General features: G+C 72.3%; 12 protein-coding genes. 5 read left to right on the top strand and 7 right to left on the bottom strand.

Annotation, left to right across the window (positions count from 1 at the left end):
* Nucleotides 1–19 precede the first annotated feature (19 nt).
* From KBX21_RS06325 to KBX21_RS06305, 5 genes are all read right to left on the bottom strand, one after another.
* A complete protein-coding gene (locus KBX21_RS06325) occupies nucleotides 20–1,342 on the bottom strand; it encodes a lysine N(6)-hydroxylase/L-ornithine N(5)-oxygenase family protein (protein ID WP_210841307.1) in 1,323 nt (440 codons plus the stop codon).
* Nucleotides 1,339–2,886 carry an aspartate aminotransferase family protein gene (locus KBX21_RS06320; protein ID WP_210841306.1) on the bottom strand — a complete coding sequence of 516 codons (1,548 nt, stop codon included), beginning with the start codon at nucleotides 2,884–2,886 and terminating at the stop codon, nucleotides 1,339–1,341. The genes KBX21_RS06325 and KBX21_RS06320 overlap by 4 nt, the downstream gene beginning before the upstream one ends.
* 175 nt (nucleotides 2,887–3,061) lie before the next feature.
* Nucleotides 3,062–3,652 carry a GNAT family N-acetyltransferase gene (locus KBX21_RS06315; protein WP_210841305.1) on the bottom strand — a complete coding sequence of 197 codons (591 nt, stop codon included), beginning with the start codon at nucleotides 3,650–3,652 and terminating at the stop codon, nucleotides 3,062–3,064.
* A 151-nt stretch (nucleotides 3,653–3,803) separates the two neighbouring features.
* Entirely contained in the window at nucleotides 3,804–5,117 is a 1,314-nt protein-coding gene (locus KBX21_RS06310) for an alanine racemase (RefSeq protein ID WP_049579887.1), read from the bottom strand.
* A 95-nt stretch (nucleotides 5,118–5,212) separates the two neighbouring features.
* Nucleotides 5,213–6,238 (bottom strand): iron-siderophore ABC transporter substrate-binding protein, encoded by a 1,026-nt coding sequence (locus tag KBX21_RS06305; RefSeq protein WP_210841304.1) that lies wholly within the window; start codon nucleotides 6,236–6,238, stop codon nucleotides 5,213–5,215.
* A 195-nt stretch (nucleotides 6,239–6,433) separates the two neighbouring features.
* On the opposite strand from KBX21_RS06305, the gene KBX21_RS06300 reads away from it, so the two are divergent.
* From KBX21_RS06300 to KBX21_RS06285, 4 genes are all read left to right on the top strand, one after another.
* Nucleotides 6,434–7,510 (top strand): iron ABC transporter permease, encoded by a 1,077-nt coding sequence (locus tag KBX21_RS06300; RefSeq protein WP_049578985.1) that lies wholly within the window; start codon nucleotides 6,434–6,436, stop codon nucleotides 7,508–7,510.
* Nucleotides 7,507–8,604, top strand: a complete 1,098-nt coding sequence (locus KBX21_RS06295) for an iron chelate uptake ABC transporter family permease subunit (protein ID WP_210841303.1) — start codon at nucleotides 7,507–7,509, stop codon at nucleotides 8,602–8,604. The genes KBX21_RS06300 and KBX21_RS06295 overlap by 4 nt, the downstream gene beginning before the upstream one ends.
* A complete protein-coding gene (locus tag KBX21_RS06290) occupies nucleotides 8,601–9,452 on the top strand; it encodes an ABC transporter ATP-binding protein (protein ID WP_374225701.1) in 852 nt (283 codons plus the stop codon). The genes KBX21_RS06295 and KBX21_RS06290 overlap by 4 nt, the downstream gene beginning before the upstream one ends.
* Nucleotides 9,453–9,787: 335 nt before the next feature.
* Nucleotides 9,788–11,806, top strand: coding sequence for a PhoX family phosphatase (locus KBX21_RS06285; protein ID WP_210841302.1), 2,019 nt, complete (start codon nucleotides 9,788–9,790; stop codon nucleotides 11,804–11,806).
* Nucleotides 11,807–11,909: 103 nt separating this feature from the next.
* Here the strand turns inward: KBX21_RS06285 and KBX21_RS06280 are convergent, their stop codons facing one another.
* Both KBX21_RS06280 and KBX21_RS06275 read right to left on the bottom strand, forming a co-directional pair.
* Nucleotides 11,910–12,359, bottom strand: coding sequence for a GNAT family N-acetyltransferase (locus KBX21_RS06280; protein ID WP_049578993.1), 450 nt, complete (start codon nucleotides 12,357–12,359; stop codon nucleotides 11,910–11,912).
* A gap of 150 nt (nucleotides 12,360–12,509) precedes the next feature.
* The gene (locus tag KBX21_RS06275; protein WP_210841301.1) at nucleotides 12,510–13,826 is read right to left on the bottom strand and encodes an isochorismate synthase MenF; all 1,317 of its coding nucleotides are present in this window, start codon (nucleotides 13,824–13,826) and stop codon (nucleotides 12,510–12,512) included.
* 319 nt (nucleotides 13,827–14,145) lie between these two features.
* On the opposite strand from KBX21_RS06275, the gene KBX21_RS06270 reads away from it, so the two are divergent.
* A complete protein-coding gene (locus KBX21_RS06270; RefSeq protein ID WP_049578998.1) occupies nucleotides 14,146–15,783 on the top strand; it encodes a glycoside hydrolase family 10 protein in 1,638 nt (545 codons plus the stop codon).
* Nucleotides 15,784–15,973 lie beyond the last annotated feature (190 nt).

Here is a 15,973-nt window from a genome sequence, read left to right as displayed (position 1 = left end):
GGCGTGGTGGACGTGCCGGTCACCGGCGCTCCTCGGCCGGCACACCGAAGGTCTGGTAGGCGGTGCGTTCGGGGAGCCGGTACACGGTGCGTCCGGTGAGGCTGTTGAGGATCGTGGCGGCCCTCCACGCGCCCAGGCCCAGGTCCGGGGTGCCCACGCCGTGCGTGTGCAGCTCGGCGTTCTGCACGTGGATGGGGGCGGTCAGCGCGGGATCGGTCTCCAGACGGTGGTCCGGTCCGATCACGTGTCGTCCGCGCGCGTCCGTGCGCAGGAACTTGGCCACGGGGGCGAGGAATTCGGGCGAGCGCTGGGCGTACCCGGAGGCGGCCACCACCGCGTCGGTGCGCACCGTGAACGCGCGTTCCTGCTCGCGGTGGTGGAAGCGCAGCTCGTAGCCGTCCCCCTCCGCACGGGCGTCGACGAGTTCGCACTGCGCGGCCAGGGAGGCGCCGACCTCGCCGCCGCCGATGCCGCGCTCGTAGAGCTCGTCGTGGATCTCGGCGATGGTGTCGGCGCTGATGCCCTTGTACAGCTGCCACTGCTGGGGCACCAGGCGGTCGCGCACCGGTTCCGGCAGGGAGTGGAAGTAGGCCGTGTAGTCCGGGGTGAAGTGCTCCAGGCCCAGCTTGGAGTACTCCATGGGGGCGAAGGCGGGTGAGCGGGTCAGCCAGCGCACCCGGGTGTCGCGGTGCTCCGGGGAGCGCAGCAGATCCAGGAAGACCTCCGCGCCCGACTGCCCGGAGCCGACGACGGTCACGTCGCCCGCGTCGGCCAGCGCGTCCGCGTGGTCGAGGTAGTCGGCCGCGTGCAGGACGCGTTCGCCCTCCAGTGCGCGCAGGGGCTCGGGTAGCACCGGAGTGGTGCCGATCCCGAGCACCAGGGCGTGGCCGCGAACGGTCTCCCTGGATCCGTCGGCCCGCGTGTACTCGACCGTGAACGCGTCGTCCTCGGCGCGTACGGCCGTGACCTCCGCGTCGAACCGGCAGGAGTCCAGGCTGCGAGCGACCCACCGGCAGTAGTCGTCGTACTCGCGGCGCGGCACGTGGAAGTGCTCGGCGAAGTAGAAGGGGAAGAGGCGGTCGTGCTCGCGCAGGTAGGACAGGAACGACCACCGGCTGGTCGGGTCCACCATGCTCACCAGGTCGGCGAGGAAGGGCACCTGGAGGCGGGCCCCCTCCAGCAGGAGCCCCGGGTGCCAGGAGAAGTCCGGACGCGCCTCCAGGAAGCGCGCGCGGAGCCCGGGCACCGCGTCGGCGAGGGCGGCCAGGGCGAGGTTGAACGGGCCGAGGCCGACCCCCACCAGGTCGTGGACGCGCTGGTCGTCGTCGTGCGGGAGGGTCAACGGTTCTCCTCGGGGACGGTCCGTTCGGCGTCGCCCGCCCTGACCACCTCGTCGAGCAGTGCGGCGGTGTCATCGGCGGTCGTGTCGGGGTTGAGCAGGGTGAGCTTGAGCCACACCCGGCCGTCCACGCAGGTGCGCCCGACCACGGCGCGGCCCCGTTCGAGCAGGCGGCGGCGCAGGCGCGCGTTGACGGTGTCGGACCGCTCTCCCGCGCGGTACCGGAAGACCACGGTGGTGAGGCTGGGCATGGCCAGGAGTTCCAGGTCCGGGTGCGCGTCGGCGAGCGCGGCGGTCTCCAGCGCGAGGTCGTGGCAGGCCTCCACCAGGCGTCCGAGCCCGTCGGTGCCCAGTGCGCGCAGGGTGACGGCGATCTTGAGGACGTCGGCTCGGCGGGTGGTGCGCAGCGAGTAGCCGAGCAGGCTCGGGTAGCCCGCCTCCTCGTCGTCGGCGGGGTTGAGGTACTCCACCGAGCGGGACAGCGGCGCGAACAGGGCGCGCTCACGGGTGAGGAGCAGCCCGGCGGCCACCGGCTGCCAGCCGAGCTTGTGCAGGTCCAGGCTGACCGAGTCGGCCTCCTCGATCCCGGTGAGCAGGCCGCGCAGACGTCGGGAGAAGAGGGCGCCGCCGCCGTAGGCGGCGTCCACGTGCAGCCACACGCCGAACTCCCGGCACAGGCGGGCGACCGCGTCGAGCGGGTCGACACCGCCCAGGTCGGTGGTTCCGGCGGTGGCGACCACGGCCACGACCGTGTCGCCCTCGGCGCGCACACGCTCGACGGCCGCACGGAGTGCCTCGGGGCGCATGCGGTGCCGCTCGTCCACCTCGACGGTGACCACGGCGTCCTCGCCCAGACCGAGGAGGGCGGCGGAGCGCTGCACGGAGAAGTGCGCCACCTCCCCGCACAGCACTCGGGGCCGGGCGGTGCCGGTGGTCCCGGCCATCCCGTGGCGCCCGGCTCCGGGCAGGGCGTGGTCGCGGGCGAGCAGCAGGGCGGTCAGGTTGGACTCGGTGCCGCCGGAGGTGACCACGCCTCCGGCACCGGATCCGTCGTAGCCGAGAAGTCCGGCCAGCTCGGCCACCACCTCGGTCTCCAGGGCGGTGGCGGCGGGGGCCTGGTCCCAGGAGTCCATGGACTGGTTGAGTACCGACGCGACAGTGTCGGCGGCCACCGCGACGGCCAGGGGCGGGCAGTGCAGGTGGGCCGCGCAGTGGGGGTGGGCGGGGTCGGCCGCGCCCAGGGCCAGGGCGTGGGTGATCCGCTCCAGGACGGTCTCGGCGGTGGCGTCGGGTTCGGGAAGGAGGGGGCCCAGCGCCGCGTGGACCCTTTCGGCCACCTCGGCGGGACCGTGTGCGGGCAGGGGACCGCCCCGGAGGGCGGTGGCGGTGGCCAGGACCTCGGCCGCCTTCCCCACGAGGGCGGCGACCGTGGCGGGACCGCCGGGAGCACCGGCGAGCCTGGAGGCGAGGAGGGGAGCGGGTGGGTCGGTCTCGCTGTCACCGGGGGCGCTCATGGTCAGAGTCGAGTCACTCTGTGTGATGGGCATGGGTGTCGGGCTCCTGTGGGTCCGGGTACGGAACGCGCGGGGCTGGTGGAGGTGCGACGACCGTTCCGGGATGCTGGCGGGCCGGACGGTTCGGGGGGAGGTGCCGTTGTGTCGGGGCGTGCCGGTGGTGAGTGGCCGGGGCTGGTGAGCCGGCCGGTCCGGAGAAGCGGTGCGCTCAGGGGCGCAGGGGCCGGACCAGTCCGCGGTGCCTGCGCCAGCCCGGGTGCGGCGCGGCGTCGCCCACGTGCCGCCAGCCGTTGTCGAGGAAGACGTCGAGGGCGCGGGTGTTGGTCTCGGCGACCATCGCGGCGGCGCGCTCCTCCCGGCGGCCGCCCAGCAGCAGGGTCAGGGTCCGGCGCGCCACGCCGAAGCCGCGGAACCGGTGGTGCACCAGGACCTCGCACAGGGCGAGGGTGCGGCCCGGGCGCTCTCGGACGGTCTCCTCGGCGTCGACCCCGGGCTGGGGCTCGAACCCGTCCCACCAGCCGGTGGTGGTGGGCAGCGTGTACCCGTAGGCGAACCCGGCCGGTTCACCGTCGACACGGCATGCGGTGAGGCGGAACCCGGGCCGGGCCGCGCTGAACGCCAGGCGTTCGCCGAAGGTGGGGTTCCGGTGATCGGGCAGGTCCAGGGAGTCGGCGTAGACCGTCTCGTAGGCCTCGATCCAGGGAGTCGGGTCGGCCAGGACCTCGTGGCCCCGGAGGTTCTCCAGGTGCCACTGGGCGTCCGGCGCTGGTCCGGCCGTGGGAGCGGGTGTCACGGGCATCGGGGGCGCTCTTTCGTCGGTGTCCTCAGGGTGCCGCGGGGGAGTGGTGTGTCGCCGGAGCGACCGTGGTGTTTCGGTTACTTCATGTGAGCCGGGTTCAATTAGGGCAGGCTAACCTAATCAAGTCAATGCTCCGGTTGAGTGCTCAAGCTCACGTTTGAGGATGGGTCCCTCGGGTGTCGACGGTTCGCCTCGGAGCTCCCGGATGCCCCAGGAACGCGGGCATGGCGAACTCGTGGCCGTAGGCGCCCGCGTTGGGGAAGACCAGCACGTCACCCGCGCGCAGCGAGCCCACTCGCACGTCCCTGGCCAGCACGTCCTCGGGTGTGCAGAGCTCCCCCGAGACCGTCACCGACACCCCGTCCACACCGGGGCGCGGGAGGCCCTCGGACCAGCCACTCCCCTCCACGACCGCGAAGTTGTGCCTGATCTCCCAGGAGGTGGGCAGCTGGAACTGGTTGATGCCGCCGCGCACCACCGCGAAGTGCTCTCCGTAGGCCGACTTCACGTCGGTCACCCGCGCCGCGTACCACCCGGTCGGCGCGGCGATCCACCGGCCGGGCTCGAACACCACCTCCACCCCGGGGTCCGGCAGCGCGGACAGCGCCGCGCCAAGGGCGGCGAGGTCGAACTCGGTGTCACCCTCCTCGAAGGGCACTCCCAGTCCTCCGCCCACGTCCACCACACGCAGGTCCACGCCGTGGCGCTTGGCGGTCTCGGTCGCCCACTCCAGGCACCAGAGCACGTAGGCGGCGTGAGCCACGGCGTCGGTGTTGCCGCTGACCGCGTGCACGTGGAACCCCACCAGGTCCAGCTCCGGCAGGGAGCGCGCCGCCGCCACCGCCTCCGGCACGCGGGGTTCCGGCAGCCCGAAGGGGCTCGGGGCGCCGCCCATCACCAGGGACCCGCTCACCGGCACCCGCTCGGGGTTGACGCGCAACGTCACCGGGAGCACGACGCCCGCCGCCCGGGCGGCCGCGGCCGCCCGGTGCAGCTCCAGTTCGCTCTCCACGTTGACCACCACGTCCGCGCCCCGCTCGGCGCGCAGCCGGGCCAGCCCCAGCAACATCTCCGGGGTCTTGCCCGGGCCGCTCACCGCGATCCGCTCACCGGGCACGGAACCCGCGCCCGGTCCTTCGCCGGGACCCTCCGGTTGGGCCCGTTCCCGCAGCGCCGTCAGGGCCGTGCGGGCCTCGCTCAACGACGCCGCCTCGAACCCGTCCACGGTCCGGGCCAGGTGCGACAGAACCGGGGAGAACCCGTTGGACTTGACGGCGAAGTACACGCGGGCCCAGTCCGGCAGCGCCGCGCGCAGTGTGCGCACGCGGTCGGCGGCCAGGGCGGGGTCGTAGACGTACCCGGAACCGGGGGAGTCGGCCAGTTCGAGGGCGGCCCGGCGGACCGCCTCGGGGAGGACGTCGGGGGACAGGGCGGGGGTGTGTTCGAAGGAGCGGGGCGGTTCCATGGGGTGCCCTTTCGTCGTGTCATGGTCCGCGCACCGAGCGTGCGCGGCGCAGGGCGGGGAAAGGGGGCCCGGAGTCCGGGCCCCCGCGGGGGTGGTCAGTGCCGGGGGTCGACGCCGAAGACCTCGGCGACGTCGTCGAGGACCGCGTGAGCGGAGATCAGGCCCACTCCGGACATCCAGTAGGCGTCGTCCACCTCGGTCTTCTCACCCTCCAGCTGGTCCCACAGGGGGTTGGTGACGTAGTCGTCCTTGGACTCGTCCACCTCGCCCGCGCCGTCGTCGTAGGTGGCCACCAGGATCCGGTCGGCCTCCAGATCGAGCAGGCGCTCGGGGCTGTGATAGGTCGCGATCTCCTCGGAGTCGGTCTCGGTGTGCTCGCTCGCGGGCAGGCCCAGGTCGTCCAGGATCACGCCCACGTAGGAGTTGCGGGTGTACAGCCGCACGCCCTCGGCGTCCCCGGCGAAGCGGACCACCGAGACCGTGGGCGCATCGCCGTCGTGGGCCTCGGTGATCTCCTCGCCGATGGCGGCCGCGCGCTCCTCGAACTCGGTGACCAGGCGCTCGGCCTCCTCGGCCTGCCCCATGGCCTCGCCGGTCAGGCGGAGGTTGTCCTTCCAGGAGACCCCGGTGTCCCTGGACATGACCGTCGGCGCGACCTCAGCGAGCTGGTCGTAGGCGTCGCCGTGGCGGACCTCGGCGGACAGGATCAGGTCGGGCCGGGTCTGGGCGACCAGCTCGGGGCTGATCTCCCACAGCAGGCCGACCGACTCGGCGTCCTCGGCGCCGCCGGTGTTCCAGTCGCTCTCGAACAGGTACTCGGGCAGCCCGTCCTGGTTCTCGGCGATCTGGGTGTGGCCCACCACGTTCCCGCCCAGGGCGAGGACGGCGTCCACGTACGTGAAGTCCAGGGGCAGCACCCGCTCCGGGGCGGCGGCGATCTCGGTGGAGCCCATGGCGTGGTCGACGGTGAGAGGGAATCCCTCGGCTGTCGCGCCGTCGCCGTCACCGCCGCCAGCGTCCTCACCGGGGCCCGCCGCGCCGCACGCTGTGAGCAGGCCCAGCGAGGAGACCGCCGCCAGGGCGGCCAGGCCCGCGCGGCGGGGGAGGAGGGGGTTGGTCATGATGGGGGCTCCCGGAGGGGTGTGGGCGGTTCCGGCGCCGCTCCGTCGGGATGGTCGCGACGAGCTGCCAGAACATGACTAACGGTCGGACGGGATGACTCTCTGGTGTGAACCGTGGCAAACTTAGATCATCCAAGTGTGGCCAGGCAAACCTAACTTAGGTCTGCCTGGCCTTTTCCTGTGAGGGGAGACCCGGTGAGCCAGACCACAGGCCCGACCCAGGGGGCGGCCGGGCCACCGCGCTCCCGGGAACCGGCGCGCTCGGCCGTCGCCGCCCGTCGATCACGCCGCCTGGGCGGGCTGGCGCTGCTCACCCTGCTGCTGGTCCTCGCCCTCGCCGCCAGCGTGCTCGTGGGCGCCCGCACACTGGACCCGGTCACGGTGTGGCAGGCCCTGACCACCGGCGCGGGGCCCGAGGCCGACACGATCGTCAACGAGATCCGACTGCCCCGCACCGTGCTCGGCCTCCTGGCCGGGATCAGCCTCGGCCTGGGCGGCGCGCTCATGCAGGGCCACACCCGTAACCCCCTGGGCGACCCCAGCATCCTCGGCGTCACCTTCGGCGCGGCCCTCGCCGTCGTGGCGGGCCTCTACTTCTTCGGCGTCACCGCCCTGCACACCCAGGCGTGGTTCGCCTTCGCCGGGGCGGGCGCCGCCGTGGTCCTGGTCTACGCGGTGGCCTCGGTGCCCGGGCGCGGGCCAACCCCCGTGACCCTGGCTCTCGCGGGCACCGCCGTCAGCTGGATGGCCTACTCGGTGGCCTCCGGGCTGGTGCTGCTCGACCAGTCCACCATGGAGAACTTCCGGTTCTGGCGGGTCGGCTCCCTCTCGGGCCGGGACCCTTCGATCATCCCCCAGATGATCCCGGTCGTGCTCCTCGGCGCCGTCCTGGCCCTGGCCAACGCCCGCGCCCTCAACGCCCTGGCCCTGGGCGAGGACACCGCCCGCGCCCTGGGCTTCCGGGTCGGCCGGGCACGACTCGTCGGCCTCGTGGCCATCACCCTCCTGACCGGGATCACCGTCGCCGCCTGCGGGCCCATCGCCTTCGTCGGGCTCATCGTCCCGCACCTGGCCCGGGGCATCGTCGGGGCCGACTACCGATGGCTGATCCCCTACTCGGCCCTCATGGGCGCCGTCCTCCTCCTGGCAGCCGACATCCTCGGCCGGTTCCTCGCCCCGCCCGGCGAACTCCAGGTCGGGGTGGTCCTCGCGCTGGTCGGCGCGCCCTTCTTCATCCACGTCGTCCGCCGCCGGAGGTTGTTCGCCCTGTGAGCGCCACACTCGAACCCCCGCCCCCACGTGACCCCCTGGCGCGCCGGGCGCGTGCGATCACCCTCGGCCCGGTCGCGATCCCCCTCCGCCCCCGCCTGGTCGCCGTCGGAGCGCTCACGGCCCTGGCGATCCTGGCCCTGACCGGGCTCAACCTGTCCGTCGGAGACGTGTTCGTCACCCCCGCCCAGGTGTGGGCCAACGTCGTGGGCACCAGCTACGACGAGTACTTCACCATCTGGCGGGTGCGCATGCCGCGCGTGGTGGTCGGCCTGCTCGCGGGCGCCGCGCTGGCGGCGGCCGGAGCCATCACCCAGGCGATCATGCGCAACCCCCTGGCCAGCCCCGACCTGCTCGGCGTCACCCACGGAGCCAGCGCGGGCGTGGTCGCGGTGATGGCCTTCGGCGGGAGCTACGGGATCGTCAGCGGTCCGCTCGCCCAGATCGGGGTCCCCGCCCTCGCCCTGATCGGCGGACTGGCCGCCGGGGTGCTCTGCTACGGGCTCGCCTGGCGCAACGGGATCGACGGCTTCCGACTCCTACTGGTGGGCGTGGGCGTGTCCACGGTCCTGATGAACGTCACCATCTGGATGCTCACCCTCGGCGAGGTCAACGACAGCGGCCGGGCCATGGTCTGGATCGCGGGCAGCCTGTCCATGCGCACCTGGGCCCACGCGCTGCCGGTGGCGCTCGCCCTCGCCGTCCTCCTGCCGCTGGCACTGGTGGGCGCTCGCACCCTGGACGCCCTGTCCTTCGGCGACGACGTCACCCGAGGTCTGGGTGTGCGCGTGGAGACCGCCCGCACCGGCATGCTCGTCCTGGCCGTGCTCCTCGCCGCGTTCGGCACCTCCGCGGCCGGGCCGATCCTCTTCGTGTCGCTGGCCGCCCCACAGATCGCCCTGCGCCTCGGCCGTGCCGCACGGCCGCCGGTGCTGCTCTCCGCCCTGGTCGGGGCCGCTCTGGTGGCCGCCGCCGACCTCCTCGCCCGCAACCTCTTCGGCACCGTCCAGCTCCCGGTCGGCATCGTCACCGGCTGTCTGGGCGCCCTCTACCTCGTGTACCTGCTCGTCCGCGGCAACCGAAAGGTCCAGGCGTGACCACCGAACAGACCCACCCGGGCCCGCTCCTGCCCGTCCCGGCCGACACGAACACGCCCCGGACCCGGCTGAGCGCGCGCGGCCTCACCCTGGCCTACGACGAACGCACCATCGTGGACGGCCTGGACGCCGACATCGTCGAGGGCACCGTCACCTGCGTGATCGGCCCCAACGGCTGCGGGAAGTCCACCATGCTGCGCGCCCTGGGCCGCCTCATGCGCCCGCGCTCCGGAGTGGTGGAGCTCGACGGCCGCGACATCCACCGGGTGCCCACACGAGAGGTCGCCCAGGTACTGGGGGTCCTCCCACAGCAGCCGACAGCCCCCGACGGCCTCACCGTCGCCGACCTGGTCGCGCGGGGTCGCCATCCGTCCCAGCGGTGGTACCGGCAGTGGTCGGGCGACGACCACCAGGCAGTCTCCGCCGCCCTGGACCGGACCGGCCTGCTGGAGCTGGCCGACACCCCGCTCCAGGAACTGTCCGGCGGCCAGCGCCAGCGCGCGTGGATCTCGATGGTCCTGGCCCAGGGCACGGACCTGCTGCTGTTGGACGAACCCACGACCTTCCTGGACCTGGTCCACCAGGTCGACGTCCTGGATCTGGTCCGTGACCTGCACCGGCAGGGCGGCCGCACCATCGTCATGGTCCTGCACGACCTCAACCTGGCCGCCCGTTACGCCGACACCATCATCACCATGCGCGACGGCAGGGTGGTGGCCAGCGGAACGCCCGCCGAGGTGCTCACCCCGGAGCTTTTGCGCGAGGCCTTCGATCTGGAGGCCGTGGTCACCGAGGACCCCGTCTCCGGCGGCCCGCTGGTGGTCCCCGTGGGCCGCGCGGGGCGGTGAACCGCCGCCACGAGGAGGTTCCGCGCCTGGGGGAGGGACCGGGGACAAACGGACACTCCCACCTGGGCGAGGCTTCTGGACGTGATCGAGTGGGTAGGCGAGGATCACCACAAAGGTCCGACGGAACGTGTTCGTACGACTTTGCAGAGTGATGCCCCCGGCCGTGTCAGGGGAGTTGTCGGCGCGTTCACCCGGGTTTCACCACGGCGTGTGAAACCTCGGCCAAGGTCGTGAGCGACCAGGCAGGACCTCCTGCACGATCGCTGGCGCGCCGCTGAGAGGCACCCCGCAGCCGCACGGGGCGTGTGAGCGATCACGATCCCCGAGGAGAACGTGTGACCCCATCCGCGCCCCGCCGCCGCCTCCTGCCCCTGCTAGGAGTCGGAGGAGGACGATCCCCCAAGACCTGCGAGTACCGGTGCGGCAATGCCTGCTTCCACCCCGCTCCCAACAGGAGCGACAACGCGTACTTCGGTGACATCTTCCAGGGCGTGCTCTCGCGGCGCACCGCGCTCAAGGGAGCCGCGGTGGGCGCCGGGGCCGGTGCCCTCGGCCTGGCAGCGCTGAGCCCCGCGTCGGCGGACAGAGGGCCCGACCGCCCGCACCCCTCGCCCCGTCCCACCTTCAGGAGCGTCCAGCCCAACAACCGCGACGCGGTCACCGTCCCCGAGGGCTACGACCACCACGTGATCGTCCGCTGGGGCGACCCGGTGCTGCCCGACGCCCCGGAGTTCGACTTCGACAACCAGACCGCCGAGGCGCAGGCCCGGCAGTTCGGCTACAACTGCGACTACGTCGGCTTCCTGCCACTGGGCGACGACAGCGGCCTGCTGTGGGTCAACCACGAGTACACCAACGAGGAACTGATGTTTCGCGGGTACTCCGACGGCGCGGACGCCGACCCCGAGTGGATCCGCGTGGCGATGGCCGCACACGGCGGATCCGTGGTGGAGCTGGACCGGGTGGACGACACCGGCCAGTGGGTGCTCGCCGACGGCGACCGCCCCTTCAACCGGCGCGTCACCCTCGACACGGAGTTCCGGCTCACCGGCCCCGCCGCCGGGGACGAGCTGCTGCGCACCGAGGCCGATCCCGAGGGCACACGGGTCCTGGGCATGCTCAACAACTGTGCGGGCGGCACGACACCCTGGGGCACCATCCTCAGTGGCGAGGAGAACTACAACCAGTACTTCGTCGCAGCCCCCGACACCGAGCCCTACGCCCGCTACGGCTTCTCCACCGGCCGCGACGGTCGCCGGTGGGACCGCGTGGACGAGCGCTTCGACCTGGGCAGGCACCCCAACGAGGCGCACCGCTTCGGCTACATCGTGGAGATCGACCCGCACGACCCCGACTCCACCCCCGCCAAGCGCACCATGCTGGGCCGCTTCAAGCACGAGGGCGCCAACGTCAACCTCACCGAGGACGGCCGTGTCGCCGCGTACATGGGTGACGACGAGCGCTTCGACTACATCTACAAGTTCGTCAGCGCCAAGAGGTACGTCGAGGGCTCCCGCAGGCACAACATGACGCTGCTCGACTCCGGCACGCTCTACGTGGCACGCCTGGAGGGCAACAGCCCCGCCGAGGAGATCGACGGCACCGGCGCGCTGCCCTCGGACGGTGAGTTCGACGGCACCGGCGAGTGGATTGCGCTGTGCACCGACACCGAGAGCTTCGTCGAGGGCTTCACCGTTGCGGAGGTGCTGATCCACACCCGCCTGGCCGCCGACAGGGTCGGCCCCACCAAGATGGACCGTCCCGAGGACTTCGAGCCCAGCCCGGTGACCGGCAAGGTCTACTGCGCGCTGACCAACAACAGCGCACGCGAGCCCGGCCAGGCCGACGAGCCCAATCCGCGCGGCCCCAACAAGTTCGGGCACATCCTGGAGATCATCGAGGACGGTTCGGACTCCGCGTCCACCACCTTCACCTGGGTCGTGCCGATCGTCTGCGGTGACCCCGAGGACGAGTCCACCTACTTCGCCGGGTACGACAAGTCCAAGGTGATGCCGATCTCCGCGCCCGACAACGTGGCCTTCGACAAGCACGGCAACCTGTGGATCTCCACCGACGGCCAGCCGGGCAGCCTGGGCATCAACGACGCCCTGCACGTGGTCCCGGTCGAGGGCCGCTTCCGTGGCGAGCTGCGCACCTTCGCCACCGTCCCGGTCGAGGCCGAGGCATGCGGTCCGCTGATCACCGACGACCAGAAGACCGTCTTCCTCGCCCCCCAGCACCCGGGCGAGAACGGCACGGTCGAGCAGCCGACCAGCCTCTGGCCCGACGGGGACTTCCCGCGCCCGTCCGTGGTGTGCGCCTGGCACAAGGGCGGACGCGACATCGGCAGCTGACCACTACCCGGGGCCGTGACGCTCCGGACCGCAACCACCGGCCCCGGTTCCCTCCGTCGTGGGGGAGGAACCGGGGCCGGTTTCCGCCTCACTGGCGGCCGTGTCACAGGACCCGCTCGAAACAGAGCGCCCCGGGCGCGTCCACGTACCCACCGAAGGCCGGAGCGGGACCGTAGCCCGCCTTCGTGTAGAAGCGCACGGCGTCCGGCTGGCGCTCACCGGTCTCCAGGCGCAGGCACTGCCAGCCCCGTTCGCGAGCCCAGTCCTCCAGAGCGTGGAGGAGGGTGGAGGCGGCGCCCGAACCCCGGTTCTCCGGCAGCACGAACATGCGTTTGACCTCGCCGAACCCCTCTCCCAGGTCCCTCAGTCCGCCGCAGCCCACGGCGGTGCCCTCGTGGTCGCGCACCACGGCGAACACGGCGATGTCGTCGGCGGAGGGCGGGGTACCCGGCTCGGAGTCCGGGGTCCCGTAGCGTTCGGCGATCTCCCGCCGCTGACACGCGCGCAGCTCCGCGGCGTCGGGGTCGTCCCAGGGGACCAGTTCGACGTTCATGCCGTGATCCTGCCGTAACCGCGTTTCGTGTGTGTGAACCGCGGTTCCGCGCTCCTTGAACGCCGTGAACACGCCCAGTGGGAGCGGCGCTAGGTCAGCGCCCGGGAACGGCCTCCGGGCCTTCGGCGACCGCCCTCGGGCCCCGGGGCCTCAGCCCTCGGGGTCGGTGAGGGCCTCGCGCATCACGCGGAACTTCGACTCGGCCTCGGCCACCTCCGACGCCGGGTCCGAACCCGCCACGATCCCGCCGCCCGCGTACAGGCGTGCGTGGGCGCCGTCCACGTGGGCGCAGCGCAGCGCGATACCCCACTCGGAGTTGCCCGCGCCGTCCAGCCAGCCCACCGGGCCGGCGTACCCGCCCCGGTCCATGCCCTCCACCTCGGCGATGAGGCGCATCGCCGTCGCGGTGGGGGTGCCGCCCACGGCGGCCGTGGGGTGCAGGGCCGCCACCGCGTCCAGGGCGGACACCCCGGCGGAGAGGCGGGCGTGCGCCCGGGTGGCCAGGTGCTGCACGTTGGCGAGCTTGAGCAGGTGCGGCCAGGCGGGCACCACCAGTTCCTCGGCGAGGGGCTCCAGAGCGTCGCGCAGCGAGTCCACGGCCAGTCCGTGCTCCTCGATGTCCTTCGCGGAGGCCAGCATCTGCTGCCCCAGGAGCTGGTCGGACTCGGGGTCCTCGCCACGGGGGCGGGTTCCGGCCAGGACCAACGAGGTGAGCTGGTCGCCCTCGCGGCGCAGCAGGAGTTCGGGGGTCGCGCCGACCATACCGCCCACGGAGAAGGTGAAGCAGGCGGGGAAGCGGGTGCGCAGCCTCTCCAACAGCACCCGGACGTCTACGGGGGCGTCGGCGTCGGCGAAGGAGTCCCGGGCCAGCACGGCCTTCTCCAGTTCACCGGCGCGGATGCGCTCGACCGTTCCGGCCACCGCGCCCATCCACTCCTCGCGGGTCAGGGACCCCGGGCGCCACCGCACCGGTCCGACCGGTCGTGGCGCGGAGCCGGGGCGCAGCAGTTCCTCGGGGTGGGCGCCGGGCTCGTCGGTGACGGTGGTCAACCAGGTGCGGCCCTCGCGTCGGCCCACCACCACACGCGGCACGATCAGCGTCGAACCGGCCGAGGTGGGGGCGAACGTGAACGTGCCGAAGGTGACCAGCCCCGTGCCGGGCAGGTCGACCTCGTCCTCGACCTCGGCGTGCTCCAACAGGGCGTCGAACCAGCGCGCCGCCTCGTCGAACCGGGTGGTGTCGGTGGGCTCTGTGCCCTCCGGCAGCGGCGCGCACTCCAGCCGGGCCGCCTCGCCCCAGCCCACGACGCCGTCGTCTCCGGTCAACCAGGCGAGCGGGACCCCGGCGGGAAGGCGCCGCACCAGACTGCTGCCGACGCGGTCACGCAGGGCGACGGTACGGACGAACAGCTTCCTGGCGTCGCTGTTCGGGTGGCTCGGATCCTGGGGGTGCGGCACGGCGTTCACGGGACTCGATTCTAGGACCTGGCCTGGGACGTTGTGTCCCGGGTCGGTCCCGTCGGGGCGATTCGCGCCGGGGCCGCACCTGGGCGCGGGCCCGGCTCCGGAGGCGAACTTTGCCCGAACGGGGGTGTGACGAGCCGGAGGCGCTTCTGGGGCGGTGCTTCGTTGACCTGGCAAAAGATTCCCGTAGAGCACCCTGTGCGACGATATCCACACCTTGCCCGAATCGTGTCCGAAAATTGACATCTTGCTCTACTCTGGTTCGCGGCGTGGCGCCAAGGGGACGGCGGCGCGCGGACCTCCCGAAGGAGATCTGTTGTTGATGCGTTCGAACGCACGGAACGTGAGTACTCCGCGCGCCGGAGCCCGGTGGGCGGCGGCCGCTGCGGCGGCCACGGTACTGCTGGCCGGTTGCTCCGCGAAGGACGGCGCCCCGGAGACGGGGGCCGAGGCCGCCGTTCCCGGCGGTGAGGGCATCGCCGCCCCCGCCCAGTGCGGGACCGACGGCGACAAGCGCGAGATGCGCGGCGCCTGGCTCACCACGGTCCGCAACATCGACTGGCCCTCGGAACCGGGTCTGTCCGCCGACGAGCAGAAGGCCGAACTCGACGAGTGGCTCGACGAGTCCGTCGACATGGGCCTCAACGCCGTGTTCCTGCACGCCCGGCCCACCGCCGACGCCGTGTACGACTCCGACCTCGAACCCTGGGCCCGTTACCTCACCGGCGAGCAGGGCGGGGACCCCGGCTACGACCCGCTCGAGTACGCGGTGGAGGAGGCGCACAAGCGCGGCCTGGAGATGCACGCCTGGTTCAACCCGTACCGGGTCGGCCTCCAGGACCCCGACATCGAGAACCTCACCGACGACCACCCCGTCAAGCAGAATCCCGACTGGCTGGTGGACTTCGGCAAGGAGGCCTACGTGGACCCGGGCAACCCCGAGGTCCGTGAGTGGGTCACCTCCGTCATCATGGACGTCGTCGAGCGCTACGACGTCGACGGCATGCACTTCGACGACTTCTTCTACCCGTACCCGCAGGACGGCGCGACCTTCGACGACGACGCCACCTGGGAGGAGCACGGCGGGGACTTCGACGACCGTGGCGACTGGCGGCGGGACAACGTCGACCAGCTCATGCGTGACGTGCACGGCCAGATCCAGGAGACCAAGCCGTGGGTGAGCTTCGGCGTCTCCCCGTTCGGCATCTGGCGCAACGACAGCACGGACTCCTCCGGTTCGCCCAGCTCGGGCCTGCAGTCCTACGACGCGCAGTACGCGGACACCCGCACCTGGATCCAGGAGGGGACCGTGGACTACGTCGCTCCCCAGCTGTACTGGGAGCGGGGCTTCTCCACCGCCGACTACGAGGCCATGACCGACTGGTGGGCCGACGAGGTCGAGGGCACCGACGTGGACCTGTACGTGGGCCAGGGCGCCTACCGTCTGGGGGAGAGCGGCTGGACCGGCGACGACGCGCTGAGCACCCAGCTCGACTACTCGGGTGAGCTCGACCAGGTCTCCGGCGACATCTACTTCTCCATCAAGAGCATGCGCGACAACCCGGACGCCGTGGACCACCTGAAGGAGTCCCATTACGCCCAGCCCGCGCTGCCCCCGGTGATCGACTCGCCCGAGGGCGACGGCCCCCGGGTCGGTGCGCCCACCGGTGTCACCGCCGAGGGCGGCGATGACGAGGTGGAGGTGGAGTGGCAGGCCATCGAGGACGCCCGCTTCTACGCGGTCTACCGTCTGCCCGCCGACGCCGCCCAGGCCCTGGAGTCCGGTGACGACGAGGCCTACTGCGCCGCGCTCGCCCCGGAGAACCTGGTCGGCATGACCGGTGAGCCCGGCCTGACCGACACCGAGCCGCTGGACGACGGCGCCGGATACGTGGTCACCGCACTGGACGACTACCGGGCCGAGGGGCCGGTCAGCGAGATCGCCGACCCGCGCGGCTGACGACCGACCCGGCAGGACCGACGGGCCCGCTCCCTACACGGGGGCGGGCCCGTTCTGTGTCCGGCGGGGCCTCGACCCTCAGCCGCGCACCCCACCCACTCGTGCCCCATCCGGCACATTCGCCAGAATCCACGGTCCAAAGCTATGATTTGCCAGCCTGAAGTCCGTGAAATCCTCGTAAGTGCGAGTA

It is taken from the genome of Nocardiopsis sp. B62, assembly GCF_018070675.1.
GTDB classification, from domain to species: domain Bacteria; phylum Actinomycetota; class Actinomycetes; order Streptosporangiales; family Streptosporangiaceae; genus Nocardiopsis; species Nocardiopsis prasina.
This window is presented reverse-complemented; position numbering and strand designations above follow the sequence as displayed.